The organism is Micromonospora sp. LH3U1 (assembly GCF_028475105.1).
Taxonomy (GTDB): Bacteria; Actinomycetota; Actinomycetes; order Mycobacteriales; family Micromonosporaceae; genus Micromonospora.
On record NZ_CP116936.1, the window covers coordinates 2,454,176 to 2,472,313 of the forward strand.

16 protein-coding genes and 1 pseudogene are annotated in these 18,138 nt (G+C 71.9%); 6 read left to right on the plus strand and 11 right to left on the minus strand.

The features are described 5' to 3' along the window. Positions 1-21: 21 nt before the first annotated feature. The 4 genes from PCA76_RS11125 to PCA76_RS11140 form a co-directional block, all read right to left on the minus strand. Positions 22-555 carry a GNAT family N-acetyltransferase gene (locus PCA76_RS11125; protein ID WP_272617266.1) on the minus strand — a complete coding sequence of 178 codons (534 nt, stop codon included), beginning with the start codon at positions 553-555 and terminating at the stop codon, positions 22-24. Continuing rightward, positions 552-1,784: an MFS transporter gene (locus PCA76_RS11130; protein ID WP_272617268.1), complete on the minus strand. Its 1,233-nt coding sequence runs from the start codon at positions 1,782-1,784 to the stop codon at positions 552-554. The genes PCA76_RS11125 and PCA76_RS11130 overlap by 4 nt, the downstream gene beginning before the upstream one ends. A gap of 234 nt (positions 1,785-2,018) precedes the next feature. Next, positions 2,019-2,276 (minus strand): hypothetical protein, encoded by a 258-nt coding sequence (locus PCA76_RS11135; RefSeq protein ID WP_272617270.1) that lies wholly within the window; start codon positions 2,274-2,276, stop codon positions 2,019-2,021. Between the two features lie 81 nt (positions 2,277-2,357). Beyond that, positions 2,358-4,967, minus strand: coding sequence for a glycoside hydrolase family 9 protein (locus PCA76_RS11140; RefSeq protein ID WP_272617273.1), 2,610 nt, complete (start codon positions 4,965-4,967; stop codon positions 2,358-2,360). Between the two features lie 262 nt (positions 4,968-5,229). Between PCA76_RS11140 and PCA76_RS11145 the strand changes: the two genes are divergently transcribed. Then, a complete protein-coding gene (locus tag PCA76_RS11145) occupies positions 5,230-5,955 on the plus strand; it encodes a PP2C family protein-serine/threonine phosphatase (protein ID WP_272617275.1) in 726 nt (241 codons plus the stop codon). Between the two features lie 8 nt (positions 5,956-5,963). Here PCA76_RS11145 and hrpB read toward each other — a convergent pair. The 3 genes and pseudogenes from hrpB to PCA76_RS11160 all read right to left on the minus strand — a co-directional run bounded on the left by hrpB (position 5,964) and on the right by PCA76_RS11160 (position 9,622). After that, positions 5,964-8,527 (minus strand): annotated as a pseudogene (hrpB, locus tag PCA76_RS11150) (ATP-dependent helicase HrpB). A gap of 28 nt (positions 8,528-8,555) precedes the next feature. Next, complete coding sequence (locus PCA76_RS11155) at positions 8,556-8,756, minus strand: DUF397 domain-containing protein (protein WP_272617277.1); 201 nt, start codon at positions 8,754-8,756, stop codon at positions 8,556-8,558. Between the two features lie 41 nt (positions 8,757-8,797). After that, entirely contained in the window at positions 8,798-9,622 is an 825-nt protein-coding gene (locus PCA76_RS11160; protein ID WP_272619308.1) for a helix-turn-helix domain-containing protein, read from the minus strand. 183 nt (positions 9,623-9,805) lie between these two features. Between PCA76_RS11160 and PCA76_RS11165 the strand changes: the two genes are divergently transcribed. The 3 genes from PCA76_RS11165 to PCA76_RS11175 are packed head-to-tail and all read left to right on the plus strand — an operon-like array spanning position 9,806 to position 12,578. Then, positions 9,806-10,432, plus strand: a complete 627-nt coding sequence (locus PCA76_RS11165) for a GOLPH3/VPS74 family protein (RefSeq protein WP_272617279.1) — start codon at positions 9,806-9,808, stop codon at positions 10,430-10,432. Between the two features lie 47 nt (positions 10,433-10,479). Further along, on the plus strand, positions 10,480-11,991 hold the full coding sequence (locus tag PCA76_RS11170; protein WP_272617281.1) for an APC family permease: 1,512 nt from the start codon (positions 10,480-10,482) through the stop codon (positions 11,989-11,991). Continuing rightward, positions 11,988-12,578, plus strand: a complete 591-nt coding sequence (locus PCA76_RS11175; RefSeq protein ID WP_272617283.1) for a GNAT family N-acetyltransferase — start codon at positions 11,988-11,990, stop codon at positions 12,576-12,578. The genes PCA76_RS11170 and PCA76_RS11175 overlap by 4 nt, the downstream gene beginning before the upstream one ends. Positions 12,579-12,702: 124 nt before the next feature. On the opposite strand, the gene PCA76_RS11180 is transcribed toward PCA76_RS11175, so the two are convergent. Then, complete coding sequence (locus PCA76_RS11180) at positions 12,703-13,527, minus strand: SigB/SigF/SigG family RNA polymerase sigma factor (RefSeq protein ID WP_272617285.1); 825 nt, start codon at positions 13,525-13,527, stop codon at positions 12,703-12,705. A gap of 375 nt (positions 13,528-13,902) precedes the next feature. Between PCA76_RS11180 and PCA76_RS11185 the strand changes: the two genes are divergently transcribed. After that, positions 13,903-14,655, plus strand: coding sequence for a hypothetical protein (locus tag PCA76_RS11185; RefSeq protein ID WP_272617287.1), 753 nt, complete (start codon positions 13,903-13,905; stop codon positions 14,653-14,655). Here the strand turns inward: PCA76_RS11185 and PCA76_RS11190 are convergent. Then, positions 14,604-16,193: a phospholipase D family protein gene (locus tag PCA76_RS11190; RefSeq protein WP_272617289.1), complete on the minus strand. Its 1,590-nt coding sequence runs from the start codon at positions 16,191-16,193 to the stop codon at positions 14,604-14,606. The genes PCA76_RS11185 and PCA76_RS11190 overlap by 52 nt on opposite strands. A 134-nt stretch (positions 16,194-16,327) precedes the next feature. On the opposite strand from PCA76_RS11190, the gene PCA76_RS11195 reads away from it, so the two are divergent. After that, a complete protein-coding gene (locus tag PCA76_RS11195) occupies positions 16,328-16,456 on the plus strand; it encodes a hypothetical protein (protein WP_255508778.1) in 129 nt (42 codons plus the stop codon). A 64-nt stretch (positions 16,457-16,520) separates the two neighbouring features. Here PCA76_RS11195 and PCA76_RS11200 read toward each other — a convergent pair whose 3' ends face one another. Both PCA76_RS11200 and PCA76_RS11205 read right to left on the minus strand, forming a co-directional pair. Beyond that, positions 16,521-17,507 carry a pirin family protein gene (locus PCA76_RS11200; protein ID WP_272617293.1) on the minus strand — a complete coding sequence of 329 codons (987 nt, stop codon included), beginning with the start codon at positions 17,505-17,507 and terminating at the stop codon, positions 16,521-16,523. Then, on the minus strand, positions 17,488-18,000 hold the full coding sequence (locus PCA76_RS11205) for a MarR family winged helix-turn-helix transcriptional regulator (RefSeq protein ID WP_272617295.1): 513 nt from the start codon (positions 17,998-18,000) through the stop codon (positions 17,488-17,490). The genes PCA76_RS11200 and PCA76_RS11205 overlap by 20 nt, the downstream gene beginning before the upstream one ends. Positions 18,001-18,138: the final 138 nt, after the last annotated feature.

An 18,138-nucleotide genomic window follows, 5' to 3' on the forward strand; every position in this document is an offset into this window, starting at 1 on the left:
CGTCAGCGTCCGGGCGAGCACTCAGCCGAGCCGATGGATGAGCAACTGCCCGGGCCACGGGTCGCGTCCCGGTCGCGCGAGCGTGAACGAGTCGGTGGCGGTGAAGCCGCAGCCCTCGTAGAAGCGGACCAGCGCCCGATCGTCGCCGCCGTAGCAGTCCACCCGGAGCAGACCCAGCCCTCGCGACCGGGCCAGTTCCCCGGCGTGCTCCAGCAGCCGCGCCCCGATCCCCAGGCCGGCGTGCTCCCGGTCGGTGACCAGCAGCCGCACGTAGAGCTCCGGCTCGGTGGCCGGGGGCACCTCGTCGGTGGCGGCGCCGACCACCAGAGCACCGACCGGGCGGTCGGCGCGCATCGCCAGGTGCAGGCCGCCGCCCGAGGCCCAGCCGTCGGCCTGGGCGATCCGGCGCGGATCCGTCGACGCCGGCTCGGTGCCCCACTGACCGGTTCGACCGCGCGCCGCCAGCCAGGCTGTCGCGCCGTCGAGTAGCCGCAGCACGGTCTTGGCGTCGTCGGGACCACCGGGGCGAATGGTGATGCTCTGCTCCTCGGTCATGCCACCATGCTGCTACACCCCGGACGGGTGGCCAGCGCCCACCGGGTCAGCGCCGGGCTGGCCAGGCCCACCACGGCGAAGAGCCCGCCGACGGCCAGCCAGCCGGGCACCCCACCGTCGAGGACCACCAGCGTCAGCAGGGCCGGGGCGGCGGCGCGGGCCAACACGGCGAGCATTCCGTCCGCTCCCTGGTAGGCGCCGACCGCGTCCGGCGGAGCGAGATCGTAGGCGAGTCCCGCCCCGGCGGTGCTGTGCCACAGGTCGCCAACGGTGTAGACGACGGTGGCGACAAGCAGGAGCCCGACCGCTGCGGTGGTGGGCAGGCTGGCGGTGACCGCGTACAGCAGCATCGCGGCGGCCAGCACCAGGCCGGCCCGGCGCATCTGCCGGGCCGCCGGGGCCGCGGTGTCCGCGCCCCGGCTCAGCCGCACCGCCAGCAGCACGGTGAGCAGCGTGTTGGTCAGCAGCACCGCCGACACGACGGGCGGGGGCGCGCCGATCTGGGTCACCGCCCACAGTGGCACCACCAGCGTGAGCACCGTCTGGTGGAGGAGGAGCACCGCCGACGCGCCGCTCACCGCGAGGAAACGACCGTCACGCAGCGGCCGCCCCCGAGGGAGGGCAGCGGCCGTCGGGGGACGCAAGGTCGGCGGAAAGGCCGGCAGCCGCAACAGCAGCGCCGCCGACACCAGATAGGTGGCCGCGTTGCCGGCCACCAGGATCTGGTACGCCAGGTGCGTGTCGGCTGCCAGCGCGAACCCGGCCAGCCCCGCCCCGACCGCGATGCCCAGGTTCGCCACCGCCCGCAGCGTGGCAAAGGCGTGCACCCGCCCCTGCGGGCCGGCGACGGCGGCGACCAGCGCGGCGCGGACCGCGAGGTTGCCGGAGGCCAGCAGCAGTTCGAGCACCGCGACGAGCAGGAACACCGGGAACGAGTCGACCACAAGGTACGTTGCGGCAACCACCGCCTGGAGCACCTGCAGGACGACTCGCAGCGTACGCGGGTCGCGCCGGTCGGCCAGGCCGCCGAGCGGCACGCTGGCGGTCAACCCGACCAGCCCTGCGACGCTGAGCCCGGTGCCCACCTGGACGGCGGAGAGCCCCACGTCCCGGGTGAGATAGAGAGCTGCGCCGGTCAGCCACAGTCCTGAACCGACGGTGTTCGCCAGCGTGGCGAGGGAGAGGGTGCGTAGCCGCCCGGGCGGCGGCAGCGGCGACAGGCCCCGCATCAACGCGCGGTAGGTAGGGCCGATGAGACGTCGACGAGCCGTTCACCCTCGGTGTCCCGATCGACCGTGCCCCCGATGACAGTCATGATGCCGACGGTAGGCAGGCCGGACGACGTTGGCGGTCCCGAACGACGCGAGGCCGGTCACACCGATCCCTGGCCCCGCCTCAAAGCGTGCACGCGAGAACGGCGCCATGCCCGCTGCGCGTTCCCGGGATCCGGTTGGTCTCGGGCTTCATGGCATGCCGCCTGAGTCGCTGGTGACGCCAGCGTTGCTGGCCTGCCCGTCGTCGCCGCCGTAACCCTTGCCGCGCAGGCTGCCGCGGCGCAGGCGGCGCTGGTGGTGCCCGCTCTCCCTGATCGCTTGGCGGGCTCGGCGCATCGTCTCGTCGGGTCCGCTGGCCGGGATACGACGCCTTCGCAGTACGAAGACCAACAGCGCGGTGACCAGCAGGGCTGCCGCCCCGACCAGGATCCACAGTCGACCATCCATGCTCGCGATGGTAGGTGCGCAGGTCCACCCGAGCTGGTGGCCTCCCATCTCTGGAAGGCCACCAGCTTTGCCGAGAGTCGGTCAGGAGAGCGAACAGGCCGCCCCGTTGACCGTGATCAGGCCCGGGTCGGGGTTGGCCCCGCCCGCGGTGGTCGCGTTGAAGCCGAACGTCACCGTGCCGCCGGGTGCGATCCGGGCGTTGTACGACTCGTTGCGTGCGGTCACCGTCGCGCCGGCCTGGGTGACCTTCGCCAGCCAGGCCTCACGGACGCGCTGGTCGCCGGTGAAAGCGAACCGCACGCTCCAGCCGTTGACGGTCGTGGCACCCGTGTTGTGGATGGTCAGCTGCCCGGTGAACCCGGTGCCGCCCTGCCAGGTGCCGTAGTTGCTGTAGCGCACCGAACAGGTGGTGGCCGGCACCGCGCCGGCGTCACCCTGGTCGGCCAGGAACGAGGAGATCCACGCCAGCGCCGAGTTCCAGTTGATGGCCACCTCGTTGGTGGCGTACGAGTTGATGTCGTCGACGTAGCAGAACATCGGGGCGCAGCCGGCGAGCAGTTGCGCCGCGAACGGATCCTGGAGGGCCGCGTTCGGGCCACCGGCGAGGGAGCCGGCGGGCGGTCGGGGCAGGGTCGGGTCGAGCTGGTGGCCGAAGATCCGGCTGTGCTGGTTCTGCGCCGCGTGTTCTCCCCAGCCCGTGACGTAGGAGATGTTCAGCGCGTTGCGGCCGAGCAGGTAGTCCATCGCCTGCACGGCACCGTCGCGGTAGGTGGCGTCGCGGGTCAGGTCGAAGGCGGTGGCCAGCACGACGGCGTTGTTGATGACGTTGCTGTTGCCACCCCAGAAGTAGCTGTTGGCGTCCCCGGGCATCGGCAGCCCGTACGCCTGCCGGCGCAGCTCGGCGAGGTACGCGTCGGCAGCCGCCGTCACCGAGGCGCGGACCCGGGCGAGATCGGCGGCGGGCAGCCCGTTCGGCACGGTGGCCAGGTCGAGGCGGCCGAGCGCGGCCGTGCTCTGCCAACCGAAGCCCCGCGGGTCGAACACGTCGCCGGTGTGGTGCGGCGAGGCGGTCAGGTCGGTCAGGTAGTTCTGCGCCCCGGTGCTCAGGTACAGCTCGACCGCCGCCCAGTAGAACTCGTCGGTGACGGCGGTGTCGTCGTACGCGCCGCCGCCGGTGCTGTCGTTGGGGCTGGCGTACACCGCGGGGTGGGCCTTGGCGGCGGTGTAGGCGGTCTTCGCGGCGGTGGCGCAGCGGGCCGCGAACGCCGCGTCGTAGGGGGCGTAGAGCCGCGCGCACTGGGCGGCGGTGGCGGCCAGGTTGAGGGTGGCCGCGGTCGACGGCGGGTGCAGCTCGCGTGGCTGCGGGTCGTCGTGCGGGGCGAGCGGCAGACCCGTCCAGTTCCGGTCGTGGATCTTGTGGTGGACCATGCCGGCGAGCGGCTTGCCGGCCGGCACCTGCATACGCAGCAGGAACTCCAGCTCCCAGCGGGCCTCGTCGAGGATGTCCGGTACGGCGTTGCCGCGCTCGGGCACCCGAAGCGTGCTGTCGGCCAGTCCGGCGCCGCCGGCTGCGGTGGCCGCCGTCTTGGTCCGCTCGAAGGTGCTCAGCAACTGGTAGGTGGCGATGCCGCCGTTGACCACGTACTTGCCGTGGTCGCCGGCGTCGTACCAGCCGCCGCGTACGTCCAGTGAGTAGTCGCAGACGCCCGGTTGGCACGGGACGCTGGTGTCGCCCTGGTTGGGTGCCACGCCGAGGTGCCCGGCGGGTCGGGCGTACTCGTCGCCGATGAGGTCGCCGTCGATGGCGATGCCGCTGCGCTGGGCGTAGAAGAACTGCAACGAGTCGGAGCGCAGTTGGTGGTAGAGGGTGCCGGAGATGTCGAACGGGTGGCTGGTCTCGCCGTCCACGGTCAGGGTCAGCCCGCTGCCGGGGGTGCGGTAGCTGGAGAAGTCGAGGGTCTGCACGTTCTGCCCGGAGGCGGCGTCCACGCCACGCGTGGTGGTGGTGCCGCTGGCCAGGACGGCGCCGCCGGCCGAACGCAGTTGCCAGGGCAGCGGCCCGGTGGCCTCGGTGACCACGGTGGCGTTCTTCGGCCCGCCGGGCAGGTAGCCGACCTGGTTGACCCGCACCCGTGGCCCGGTGTCCGGCTCGTACGGCTCGGGTGGTTCGCCGCCCCGCAGCGACACGTCGTCGAGGCAGATGGTCTGCGTCTCGGCGGCGCCACCGACCTGGAAGATCAGTTGGGCGTTGGGATTGTCGTCCGGGACGGTGAAGGTCTGCTCGACCCGCTGGGCGGTGCCGGTCGCGGCGGCGTCCACCGCGGCGTACGTGGTGTAGGGGGCGCTGCCGAGTTGCAGTACAGCCTTGACCGCGGCGCCGGGGGTGGCGGAGACGGCGAAGCCGAGGGTGTATTCGGCGCCGGCGATCAGCGGTACGCCGTCCTGGCCGATACCGGCGTCCCACGGGTTGGCGAGCCCGCCTGCGACGGTGGTGCAGAGCCGGCCGTCGGTGACCGCGAGTGGGCCGGTGCCGAAGGAGAACCAGGGGCTCACGCCGGCGCTGAAGTCGCCGTTGTCGATCTGCTCGGGGGCGTCCGGTGGTGGGTCGGCGTGGGCCGCGCCGGCGCCCGCGCCGGTCAGGGCCAGGGTGGTCGCCGCGGCCACGAGGAGGCGGCGTCGGGATGTCGTCACGGGGAGTCCTTCCGGGACGGAAAGGGGGGCGGTGGTGGGTGCCGACACCTGGGAGCGCTCCCAGTTGTCGGCTCGATGTTTCCAGTGCCGGTACGCCCTGTCAATTGATCTGGTTGGATGGGTTGTGGCATCCGACGAGGGTGGCCGCCCCGGCGGGTGCGCCACGACGCGCCGACGTGTGGGCGTGAGATTGGCCGCGCCACGCGCCGTGGTCCTGATCTCCTAGAGACAACTGCGCCCTCCGCCTGGCAGGCTGCCTCCCATGACCCTGAAGCTGCGTTCCGTGGGAACGAGCGACCGTGGGCTGATCCGCAGCGGAAACCAGGACGCCCTGCACGCCGGCACCTGGCTCGTCGCCGTCGCCGACGGCATGGGCGGGATGGCCGCCGGTGACCTGGCCAGCGCCCTCACCATCGACGCGTTCGCCCCGCTGGACGTGGAGACACCCGAGGACGCCCTGGTGGCCGCGCTCGAGGGTGGCATCGCGCTGGCCACCTCCCGGATCCGGCATGCGGTCGCCGAGGATCCCGAGCGCCAGGGGATGGGCACCACGCTGACCGCCCTGCTCTTCGCCCGTACCGGCAGCTGCCTGGCCCTCGCGCACGTCGGCGACTCCCGGGCCTACCTGTTCCGCGAGGGCGTGCTCAAGCAGGTCACCCGGGACGACACGTTCGTCCAGATGTTGGTGGACCAGGGTGTGATCACCGCGGACCAGGCCAGCAGCCACCCGCGCCGCGCGGTGGTCACCCAGGCGTTGCAGGGCGAGGAGGTCTCCCCGTCGTACGCGACGATGGTGCCCCGGGCCGGCGACCGGTGGCTGCTGTGCAGCGACGGTCTGTCCAACGTCGTCCGCCCGGACACCCTCACCGAGGTGCTCACCGGTCATCCGGACCGGGCCGCCTGCGCCGGCAAGCTGATCGATCTGGCACTGCACGCCGGCGCACCGGACAACGTCACCGTGGTGGTGGCCGACGTCGTGGAGGAGTAGCCCGACGCTCAGCGCCGACGTGGCGTGGCGTGCCGGGTGGGCGGCGCCGTTCCCGGATCTTCCGGCCACGGGTGCCGGGGATAGCGCCCGCGCAACTCGGAGCGGACCTGCGGGTAGCCGGTACGCCAGAACGACGCCAGATCGGCGGTGACCGCCACCGGCCGGCCGGCGGGCGAGAGCAGGTGCAGCAACACCGGCACCCGCCCGTCGCCGACGCGTGGGGCCGCCGCCCAGCCGAACGTCTCCTGAAGCTTCACCGCGAGCACCGGCGCGGTCGGATCGGTGTAGTCCACCCGGATCCGAGAACCACTCGGCACCTCGATCCGCTCCGGGGCCAGCTCGTCCAGGCGGGCGGCCTGCGCCCAGGGCAGCAGTCGGCGCAGCGCCGACGTCACGTCCACCCGCGCCAGGTCGGCCCGCCGCCGGGCGGCGGCAAGCTCCGGACCCAGCCAGGTCGGCGCGGCGTCGAGCAACGCCTCGTCGCCCACATCCGGCCACGGGGCGTCCAGGTGGTGCCGGAGGAACGCGAGCCGCTCGCGCAGTGCCCGCGCCGCCGGAGTCCAGGGCAGCAGCGGCAACCCTTCCTGGCGCAGACCGGTCAGCAACGCCGCGGCCACCTCCGCCCGGTCCGGCCGGTCCAGTCGCCGTTGGACCAGCTCGATCGCACCCAGCCGGGTCACCTCCCGTGCCACCACGTCCCCGTCGGACCAGCCGACCTCGCGGCTCGTGCGCAGCAGCGGGCCGGCCGCCTCCCGCGCCGTCGCCTCGTCCAGCGGCGAGGCCCGGCGGATCCGGGCCGACGGCGCGCCGGGGGTGCGGTCCGCGACAGCCACCGCCAGCCAGTCGGACCCGGCCAGCCCCGACCCGGCCGCCAGCTCCGCGGCGGTCCCGCCAGTCATGAGGTACGCCGAGCCGCCCGTCCGCCGCACCCGCGCCAACCGTTCCGGGTACGCCAGACCGACGAGCAGCCCGGCGGCGAGATCGTCGCTCAACCCACCCGAGCCCGCGCGGTCTGTGGAGTCGGCTCGGGTGGGCCGACCGGCGTCGGCTCGGCCCTTCGGTGCGGCACCGGGCGGCAGTGCGGCACGCAGCCGGCGTACCTCGGTGCGCCAGCGGGCGGTCGCGCCCGGGTCGACGCCGGTGCGCAACCGGCGCCAGCCGGCGACCAGGTCGTCACCGGGGCCGACCGCGCTCTCCTCGGCGAGCAGGGCGACCACCTCCGCAGCCCGGTCGGCGCCGACCCGACCGGCGCCGTCGAGCAGCGCCCGTGCCAGCCGTGGGTGCGCGCCGGCGGCGGCGATCGCCCGCCCTCGCGCGGTGATCCGACCGTCGGCGTCGACCGCGCCCAGGGTTTGCAGGGTGTCCCGGGCCACCGTCATCGCGGCGGCCGGTGGCGCGTCGGGCAGCGCGAGCCCGACGCCGTCCGGCCGACCCCAGGCGGCCAGCTCCAGCGCGAAGCCGGTCAGGTCGGCGGTGGCGATCTCCGGCTCGGCCCGGGCAGGCAGCCGCTCGTGGGTCGCCGCCGACCAGCAGCGATAGACGTACCCGGGGCCTCCCGGCCGGCCCGGCCAGCCCGCTGGGTGGCGGCGGCTCGGGAGACCGGCACGGTGACCAGCGCACCCAGGCCGCGGGCCAGATCGATGCGGGGCACCCGGGACAGCCCGGCGTCCACCACGACCCGGACGCCCGGGACGGTCAGGCTGGTCTCGGCCAGCGCGGTGGCCAGCACGACCCGGCGTCGATCGGCGGGACGCAGGGCCGCGTCCTGCTCGGCGCCACGTTGACGGCCGTGCAGCGGTAACAGCGCGACGGTGTCCCGCAGGTCGGTCAGCCGGCCGGTGACCGCCGCTATCTCGCCCGCACCGGGCAGGAAGACCAGCACGTCGCCGTCGTGCTCGCGTAGCGCCCGACGGACGGTGGCGGCCACATGGTCGAGCAGGGCCCGGTCCACCGGTCCGGCCCCGGGCGGGGCGATCGGGCGCGCCGGCGGCGCCCAGATCCGCTGAACCGGGTGCAGCGCCGAGTCGGCCCGTACCACCGGGGCCGGGGCGGACCCGCCGAGCAGCGCGGCGAAGCGGTCGGTGTCCGGGGTCGCGGACATCGCGAGCAGCCACAGGTCCGGTCGGAGGGTGGCCCGCGCCTCCACGGTGAAGGCCAACGCGAGGTCGGCGTCGAGTTGCCGTTCGTGGCACTCGTCGAGCAGCACGGCGCCGGTGCCGGGCAGCTCCGGGTCGTGGTGCAACCGTCGGACCAACAGGCCGGTGGTGACCACCTCGATGCGGGTGGCCGGGCCGACCCGGCGCTCGCCGCGGACCGCGTAGCCGACGCGCTCGCCGACGCGCTCGCCGAGCAGCTCGGCCATTCGCCGGGCAGCGGCGCGGGCCGCCACCCGGCGAGGTTGGGCGATCACCACCCGACCGGTCACCCGGTCGGCCACGGCCAGCGGCGCGAGGGTGGTCTTGCCGGTGCCCGGCGGGGCCACCAGGACGCCGGCACCGGCCGCGTCGAGTGCCGCGACCAGCGCCGGCAGCACCGGGCGTACCGGCAGGTCCAGGGTTACGTCGGAGAGCACGGCCCAGTCTCGCACCGGCGCGGGTGCGTCAGTGGCGACGGACCTCGCCGACGCCGAGCACGAAGGACCGCCAGGCCGCCGGGCCGAAGGCGAGCACCGGGCCGGAGCGGTCCTTGCTGTCCCGGACGGCGACCTGACCGTCGGCTGTCGCGACCTCCACGCAGTTGCCGTTGCCGCTGCTGCGCGTGCTGGTGCGCCAGTCCGCTCGGGTCAGGTCGTACGCCGTCATCCGCGGTGCCTCTCGTCTGCGTCGGCGCGCCGCAGACGCGGTCACGCAAAGTTACGAGAAGCATGCTCAAGACGGGTCAACGACTCCGTTGGATCGAGCGCCATCCGGCACAGCTCCTCGTGCAGAAGGCTATACCGGAGCACCTGGTCGTCATCTTCCAGCGCCAGTCCCATCGTGAGGTTATCCAGGTAAACCACGGACGCGTCGGCGGCGTCGGCGAAGTTGATGATCACGTACGGGGTGCTCATCGCCGGATGCCCGCCAGCCGCGAATGGAAGTACCTGAATTGTCACGTTGGGTAACTGCGCGATCTTACTCATGTGGGTCAACTGTTCGGCCATCACCGCGGTGCCGCCGACCGGGCGCAGCAGCACCGCCTCATTGAGTACCACCGATAACTGGACCGGGTTGTCGCGGCGCAGCACCTCCTGTCGGCGCAGTCGGGCGGCGATCTTGCGCTCCAGGCCGTCCTCGCCGGCGGTGCGCCGGAAGATCTCCCGGGCGTACGCCTCGGTCTGCAGCAGCCCGGGCACCGACTCGGCCTCGTATGTGCGCAGTGCCGCCGCCTCGGCCTCCAGCCCGACGTAGAACTCGAACCACTCGGGCAGCACGTCGCTGTAGTTCTGCCACCAGCCGCGCTGCTGGGCCCCTCGGGCGATCTCGATCAGCGCCTCGGCGTCCGGACCGGTCACCTGGTACAGCGCGAGCGCCGCCCGGACGTCGCGCGGTTTGATGCCGATCTGCGCGGTCTCGATCCGGGAGAGATTGCTCTTCGACATGTCGAGCTGGCGGGCGGCCACATCGAGGGTCATGCCCGCGCGTTCCCGGAGCTGGCGGAGCTCCCTGGCGATGCGTCGACGGCGCACGGTTGGGCTGGCGGCGGGTCGGCTGGTGGAGGTGGCGGTCACCGTCCGAGTCTGCCACGACAAGATCCGCAGGTCGCGCCTGTACGGAGTGCAACTTTCAAATCTGGGAGTTGCATTGCAGTAGCTGTCGGTGCATCCTTTCCCGGTCGCGATCACTGTGGACATACCTGTGCGGGAGGACCGTTGCTCAGCGCCGACGAGTTCTTTCTGATCGCGCACAACGACAGTCGTGGCAAAGCCAAACTGCACCCGGCGGCGACCGGGCTCGGGTTGGCCGCCGGGCTGCTCGGTGAGCTGATCCTCTATGGACATATCACCGTCTCGGCCGGGCAGGTCACCGTCATCGACCGGCGCCCGCCGGCCGACGCGCTGGCGCACACCGTGCTCGACCAGCTGATCGGCGAGTCCCAGCACCAGGAGCTGCGCACGTGGCTCAGCTTCCTGGCGCAGAGCGCGACGAACTCGGTGGGGGAGCGGCTCGCCCGTGCCGGGGTGCTGCGCCGCCAGGAGAGCCGCCGGCTGCTGCGCAACGTGGTCAGCTACCTGCCGATCGACCTCAACGCGGTGGCCTGGCCGGCCACCCGGCTGCGGGCCCTGCTGGAACGGCCGGACCCGCCAAGCGTGCCGGATGCTCTGCTGCTCGGCCTGGTCGTGGCCACGGGGCTGACCCGCGAGGTGCTCTGGAGCGCCGGCCCCCGCGCGCACCACCGGCTCAACGTCCTCATCCCCGCGCTTCCGGCACCCCTGAAGGAACTCGTCGGGCACACCGAGGCCGCCGTCGGCGCCGCCGTGCTGCGCGGCCTCCCCTGATCCCCCGGTAACCCCCTAACCCTCCCCTCGACGACCGGAGTAGTCGTATGCGCCCGACATCGACAGTCGACCGACCCAGCAACGTCTCCGAATCTCTTGCCCGAGGCCGCCTCGGCATCCCCTCGGTGATCTTCTTCGTGCTCTCCGCCGCCGCGCCGTTGACCGTGGTGGCCGGCGTCGTCACCACCGGCTACGGCGTCATCGGCGTGACCGGCATCCCGCTGGCCTTCCTGGTGGTCGCCGCGGTGCTCGCCCTCTTCTCGGTGGGCTACGTGGCGATGTCCCGTCGGGTGGAGAACGCCGGCGCCTTCTACGCCTACGTCTCCCGCGGTCTGGGGCGACCGGCTGGCGTGGCCGCCGCCTGGGTGGCGCTGACCTCGTACAACGCGCTCCAGGTCGGGCTGTACGGCACCATCGGCGTGGCCGCCGAGCCGGTGCTCGACCGGATCTTCGGCGGGCACCCGCACTGGTCGATCGTCGCCCTGGTGGCGTGGGCACTGGTCGGCGTACTCGGCCTGCTGCGGGTGGACATCAACGGCCGGGTGCTGGCGGCGCTGCTGGTCGCCGAGATCGTGGTGGTCCTGATCTTCGACCTGGGCCAGCTCGGCAACCCGGCCGGCGGCGAGGTCAGCTTCGCCGGGTTCGCACCGGACAACCTCTTCGTGCCCGGGGTCGGCGCGGTGCTGGTGCTGGCCGTCCTCGGGTTCGTCGGCTTCGAGTCCGCTGTGGTGTTCAGCGAGGAGAGCAAGGACCCGAAGCGGACGGTGCCGCTGGCCACGTACCTCTCGGTGGTGATCGTCGCCGCGCTTTACGCGCTCTCCTCCTGGACCATGGCGGTCGCCGTCGGACCGGATCAGATCGTCAGCGCGGCCGGCGAGCAGAGCGTCGGGCTGATCTTCAACCTGGCCGCGGCGCACCTCGGTGACACCGCGGTCACCATCGGCCAGGTGCTCTTCCTGACCTCGGTGCTGGCCGCGATGATCTCCTTCCACAACACCACGGCCCGCTACGCGTTCGCGCTCGGCCGGGAGCGGGTGCTGCCCGCCGTGTTCGGCCGGACCTCGCCGCGCAGCGGCGCGCCACAGGCCGCCTCGGTGGCGCAGAGCGTGTTCGGCCTGCTGGTCATCCTGCTGTACGCGGTCAACGGCTGGGATCCGGTGGTCAAGCTGTTCTTCTGGGTTGGCACCACCGGCGGCTTCGGCGTGCTGCTGCTGATCGCCACCACCTCGGTGGCGGTGATCGCCTACTTCGCCCGTTCCGGCGGCGACGAGACGCTGTGGCGGCGGGTCATCGCACCCGTCCTGGCCACCATCGCGCTCTTCGTGATCATTTGGCTGGCCGTGTCGAACTTCGCCAATCTGCTCGGCGTCGCGCCCGACTCCCCCCTGCGCTGGGCGGCGCCCGCCGTGTTCCCGGTGGTGGCCGCCCTGGGCGTCAACTGGGCACTGGTGCTGCGCAGCAGCCGCCCGGACACGTACGCCCGGATCGGTCTCGGCGCGGCGAGCGCCGCTGCTGCCGTCCAGGCGGAGGAGCCGGCCGATGCGACGGTGACCCGATGAGTGTGGTCATCGAGCAACTCGGGCCGGAGGAGACCAGCCTCGTGGCTGCCCGGATCGCCGAGGCGTTCACCGTTCTGGAGGTGACGCGATGGCTGGTGCCCGACGCGAGCAAGCGGGAGGCCGTGCTGGCCGGAAACTTCGAGATTCTGGTCGAGCACGCGATGCGGCACGGCATCGTCCACGCCACCGCGGACCGGGCCTCGGTCGCGGTCTGGTTCCCGTCGGTCGGCGAGCCGGCTCCGCCGCCGGCGGACTACGACGCCCGACTGGCCGCCGCCTGCGGCGAGTGGACCGACCGGTTCCAGCATCTCGATGAGCTGTTCGCGGCGCACCACCCGCATCCGGATCACCACCACCTGGCCTTCCTGGCCACCCAGCCGGATCGGCAGGGTCAGGGGTTGGGCTCTGCGCTCTTGCGGCACCACCACGCCTGGCTGGACGCCAACGGGATGCCGGCGTACCTGGAGGCGAGCAGCCCGCTGGGCCGGGATCTGTACGCGAAGCACGGTTACCTGGCCGGCGAGCCGTTCCGGGTGCCGGATGGCACGCCGTTCTGGCCAATGTGGCGGGAGCCGGTCGGCCGCTGACCGGACTGGCCGGGTCGGAGCGACCCAGCCGGTACGTCCTGGTGGACAAACCGTTACGCTGACGTGACAGTGCGGACACGAAAGAAGGCCGGGTCGGCAGACCCGGCCTTCTTTCGTGAACTACTTAGTACGTGCCGTCGAGCTGGCCGCGCAGCTTGGTGAGCGCCCGGGTCAGCAGCCGCGAGACGTGCATCTGCGAGACACCGATCTGGTCGGCGATCTGCGACTGGGTCAGGTTGCCGTAGAAGCGCAGCGTGAGGATCTTCTGCTCGCGCTCGTCGAGGGTGGCCAGTGCCGGGCCGAGGGCGACCCGCAGCTCGGCCAGCTCGAACTCGCTGTCCTCGCCGCCGAGCATGTCGCCCAGCTCGGTGGCGCGCTCGCCGTCACCCGTCGGGGTGGACAGCGACACCGCGTTGTACGCGCGGGCGCCCTCCAGGCCCTCCAGCACCTCTTCCTCGGTGAGCTTGAGGTGGGCGGCGATGTCGGCGACCGTCGGCGAGCGACCAAGGGTCTGCAGAAGCGAGCTGTTGGCGTCGGAGATGGCCAGCCGCAGCTCCTGGAGCCGGCGCGGCACCCGGATGTCCCAGGTGCGGTCACGGAAGTGCCGCTTGAGCTCGCCGATGATGGTGGGGATCGCGTAGCCGGCGAAGTCGACACCGCGGGACGGGTCGAACTTGTCGATGGCCTTGATCAGGCCGACCGCGGCGGTCTGGGCCAGGTCGTCGGTCGGCTCGCCGCGCCCGCTGTAGCGGTGGGCCAGGTGGTTGGCCAGCGGCAGCCAGGCCTCGATCGCCCGGTCGCGCAGTGCGGCACGCGACGGGTGGTTGGCGGGCAGCGCGGCCATGGCGTTGAGCAGGTCGGCGGCGCTGTCGGTGAGAGCGCGCGGGTCGAGCTTGGTGGTCGCCTTGGCGGCGGTGCTCGGCTGCTCGGTGATCGTTGGCGCGGTCATGGGTGGTCCTCCCTGCACCTCGTCCGCGGACAAAAAGACGTGACGCTTTGGTTTAGCTTGCTATCGGCCGTTCGGGAGTCACCTTAACCTGATCGTCTCCCCGAAATCTAGCCGAAAGGTTGATGGATTTAAGGTGTGTTCAACCATGAAAGGTTCAAATGGGGCGGAAGTCGAGGTGGCTGTGAGGATCCTTACCTGCCTTCCGGGCATGCCTCGCCGCCCGGTCATTCACCCGGCTCGGCCGATCGGCCCCCGCCGCGCGCCGAGCGGTCAACATGAAATCCGACAACTGGGCAGCAGTGTCGACTATCCGTCCTTGTCCCGCTGGCGGGACCGGCCGTAGCGTCGCGTGTACATACCCGGTTCGGAGGCACCGTGCTCGATCCAGCCGCTCCCCAGCTCGTCGTGAACAGTCGTACCCTCTACTTCAGCTGGTTGCCGGCGGATCCCGACGCGGTCGCCGCGTTGGTCCCACCCGGGCTGTGCCCCCGCCCCGACCACCAGGTGTTCCTCAACCAGTACATCGTCGACGACGAGACGCAGACCTCCGGCTTCGGCGCGTACTCACTGACCTACCTGGGCGTCTCGTTGCTGGGCGTCGACGCACCCGGCGGCCTCAACCCGGGCGGCTGGTGGACCCACTACATCGCCTCCAGTCGGCGGGTTCGTGAGTACGCGGTCGCCCGTGGTGCCCCGGTGCTCGCCGGCCGGACCCGGATCGAGGTCAGCGGTGAGGCCCTGACCTCCGAAACGGAGATCGACCGGGTGCCGTTGATCCGGGCGCGATGTCGAGTGGGCGAGACCGGGCACGTGATCAGCAGCGGGCACCACCGCTACTTCACCCGCCGCGACGGCCAGTTCCTCAGCTCGGTCTACCCGTTCGTCGCCGAGCCGGTAGCCCCGTTCGAGATCGAGTTGGTGGAGTTCCTCCAGCCCGAGCATCCGATCTACGCGCTCCGCCCGGCCAACCCGCTGACCATCGGCTTCGGCTACTACTCGCCGCGCTCCTCGTTCGCCTACCCCGGTGGGCTGAGCGTGCACCCGGTCGTCGTCGCGCCGGAGTCGGCCCGATCAATTCACCAGGTGCCGGCCAGCCTCGCTCGCAGTGGCCTTCCGTCCGGGTCGTAGACCAGCCGGTACACCGGCAGCGCCCAGGCGCGGGTATACCACGGCAGACGCTCCGGGCGGTGTGGGCGCAGCCGTCCGGGCGGCCGCTCGCCCACCTGGCCGTCGTCGTACCACTGTTGCAGCGCGTCGGCTGCGGCCGTGACGGACGCGATCGCGTCCGCCGGGTCGAGCAGGTCGGCGTCATCCGCGCCGTCCGGGTCACGGTCCAGGTGCTCACGCCAGAGTCGGAGTCGCAGGTCCCGGGCGAAGGTCCGCGCACCGTCGCCCTGTCCTGCCGGGTCGGTGGGCTCCCGCAGGTCGCGGGTGTCGTCGAGCACCGCGCAGGACAACTCGCTGTCGTGCGTCCAGGATCGGCGGTTCAGGTTGTCGCTGCCCACACTGGCCCAGACGTCGTCGACCACGCACACCTTCGCGTGTACGTAGACCGGGTCGCCGGCGTGGTTCTCCACATCGAGCACATGCACCCGGTCCGGCGCGGCCCGCTCACACAGCGACAGCGCCTGCTCGCGCCCGACCATGTTCGGCGGCAGCGCCAGCTTGCCGTCCACGTCCGGGTGCCGGGGCACCACGGCGATCAGGTGCAACTCCGGGTTGTCCCGCAGCGCGTGCGCGAACAGGTCCGCCACCTCCGCCGACCAGAGGTACTGGTCCTCCAGGTAGATGAGTCGCCGAGCGCGGCGTACGGCCTTGGTGTAACCCCGGGCCACGGTCCGCTCGCCGTCGGGTGCGAACGAGTACCGCGGACGGACCGCGGGATAGGTGCGTAGCACCTGAACCTGGTGCGGGCCGCAGGGCGGCGGATCGGCTGGTTGCTCGGGCAGCGGGTCGGGGCGCAGGTCCGCGCCACGCAGCCGATCCCGCAGGTAGGCCATCGGATTCTCCGAATCCAGTGGCATCGGGTCGGTCCAGCGCTCCCGGAACAGGGTGTCCAACGCGCCGACCACCGGACCGCGCACCGCGAGTTGCACGTCGTGCCAGGGCGGGTTGGGCCCGTACCGGGGGGACATCTGCACCGGCTGCGGGTCGCCGTGGTGAGCGGCGTCGTCGCGGCGGCTGTGGCACAGGTCGATCCCGCCGGCGAACGCGATGTCCCGTTCCGGTGCGTCCGGGTGCCGCAACACCACGAGTTTCTGGTGGTGCGAGCCGCCGCGCCGGACCCGCTGGTCGAGCAGCACCTCGCCGCCGGCCGCTGAGATCGTTTCGCTGAGGTCGCGGTTCTCCGCCTCGCTGTAGGCCAGCACGTCGAGGTGTGAGCGCCAGATCAACCCCTTGACCACCACGCCGCGTTGGGCGGCCTGGGCGAAGAGTTGGGCCACGGTGGGGCCGTTCGGGCGCAGCCGCTGGTCCGGGTCACCCCGCCAGTCGGTGAAGAACAGGTGGTCGCCGTCCCCGAGCGCCTCCACCTCGTCGACCAGCCGGTCGAAGTACGCGGCACCGTGAATCAGCGGCTCAGCGAGGTTTCCCGTGGTCCAGACGGGTAACCCAGACACCGGGTTGGCACGTTCCTGCGCGGTGAGGAACCAGTCCTGCAACGGCAACGTCCAGCCCTCCTTGAGGTCGGCAACGTCCTCACGGTAGGACCCCGGACGCGGGTCCGCACGCCAGGCCAGCAGACCCGTGACCTGGCCAACGCCATCGGAAGCGATGCGACAACAGCCGAGGAGGCCACACCATGCCCCGCGACACGACGAATCCCGTGACCGAGTACCGCGAGCCGGCGGTGGAGAGCGAGCGGGGCGCGCTGGTAGCGGTGTTGGTGATGGTGATTCTGGGGGTCGCGGGCATCTTTGCGGTCTCCTGAGGCGGCGCCGGCACCCCCGGGGTGAACCGGAGGCGCCGGCGCCGATCTCAGTGGTCGAGCGTGGTCAGGGCCGGGCGCCCTGGCCGCCGGTGTGCGGCAGCCGCTCGGTGGGGATCACTCCGAGGCGGCCGGCCTGGAAGTCCTCGAATGCCTGGACCAGCTCGTCCCGGGTGTTCATCACGAACGGGCCGTACTGTGCCACGGGCTCCCGGATCGGCTTGCCGCCCATGATGTAGAGGTCCAGCGCGGGAGTGTTGCTGTCCTGCTCGCTGTCGGCGCTGAACCGCAGCGCGTCACCCGGACCGTGCACCGCGAGCTGTCCGGTGCGCACCGGCCGCCGGTCGGTGCCGACCGTGCCGCGACCGCCGAGCACGTACACCAGGGCGTTGAAGTCGGGCTGCCAGGGCAGATCGACCTGCGCCCCCGGCTGCACGGTGACGTGGGTGATGGTGATCGGGGTGAAGGTCGAACCCGGGCCGCGGTGCCCGGCGATCTCACCGGCGATGACCCGGATGAGCGCGCCGCCGTCGGGCGTGGTGAGCAGTGCGGACTCCCCACCCCGGATGTCCTGGTAGCGGGGCGGGTTCATCTTGGCCGAGCGGGGCAGGTTGACCCAGAGTTGAGTGCCGTGGAAGAGCCCACCGCTCACCACCAGGTGCTCCGGCGGCGCTTCGATGTGCAACAGCCCACTGCCGGCCGTCATCCATTGGGTATCGCCGTCGGTGATGGTGCCGCCACCGCCGTTCGAGTCCTGGTGGTCGAAGATGCCGTCGATGATGTACGTGACCGTCTCGAAGCCGCGGTGCGGATGCCACGAGGTGCCCCTCGGCTCGCCCGGCGCATAGTCGACCTCGCCCATCTGGTCGAGGTGGATGAACGGGTCCAGGTCGGTGGTCGACACCCCGGCGAAGGCTCGACGGACCGGGAAGCCCTCACCCTCGAAGCCGGTGGGCGCGGTGGTCACCTTGCGGACCGGGCGGAACGTGGTGGACTCGTCCACCCGGGGCAGGCGGGGAAGGACGAGAACGTCGTCAACGGTGATCGCGGGCATCGAAGGCTCCTAGCTCGTGGCGTGGGTGGTCGAGCCGGCCCCGGGATGCCCGCAGGCGGTCACCGATCCGGTCGAAGACCCGGGTGAGGCAGGCGACCTCGGCATCGTCGAGGTCGTCCATCAGGTGGGTACGCACCGACGCCAGATGGTGCGGTGCGGCTTCCCGTAGGGCGAGCAGCCCGGCGGCGGTGAGCACCGCCTCGCTGCCGCGTCGGTCGTCCGGGCAGGGCTCCTTGCTGACCATGCCGCGGCGCTGCATCGAGGAGATCTGGTACGTGAGTCGGCTGGGCGAGAAGATGAGCCGGCTGGCCAGCTCGCCCATCCGCAGCCGCTGCCCCGGCGCCTCGGAGAGCAGGACCAGCACGTGGTAGTCGGCGAAGCTGAGACCGCTGTCGGCGCGCAGGTCCTCTTCGAGCTGGGTGAAGAGACGCTGGCTGGCCTCGATGTAGGCACGCCATGCGGCCTCTCGGGTGCTGTCCAGGCTCTTGGTCATGTCCACGACGATAGCACTAGTTCAAAATTTAACTAGTGGTGTTGAGCGTCGCCTGGGTCACTTCTTCGCCGCCGAGGAACCAAATCGTGCAGCTTTGAAGGAAAGCGGTGTTAATCCAGAGGCGAAGTGGCGACGCGA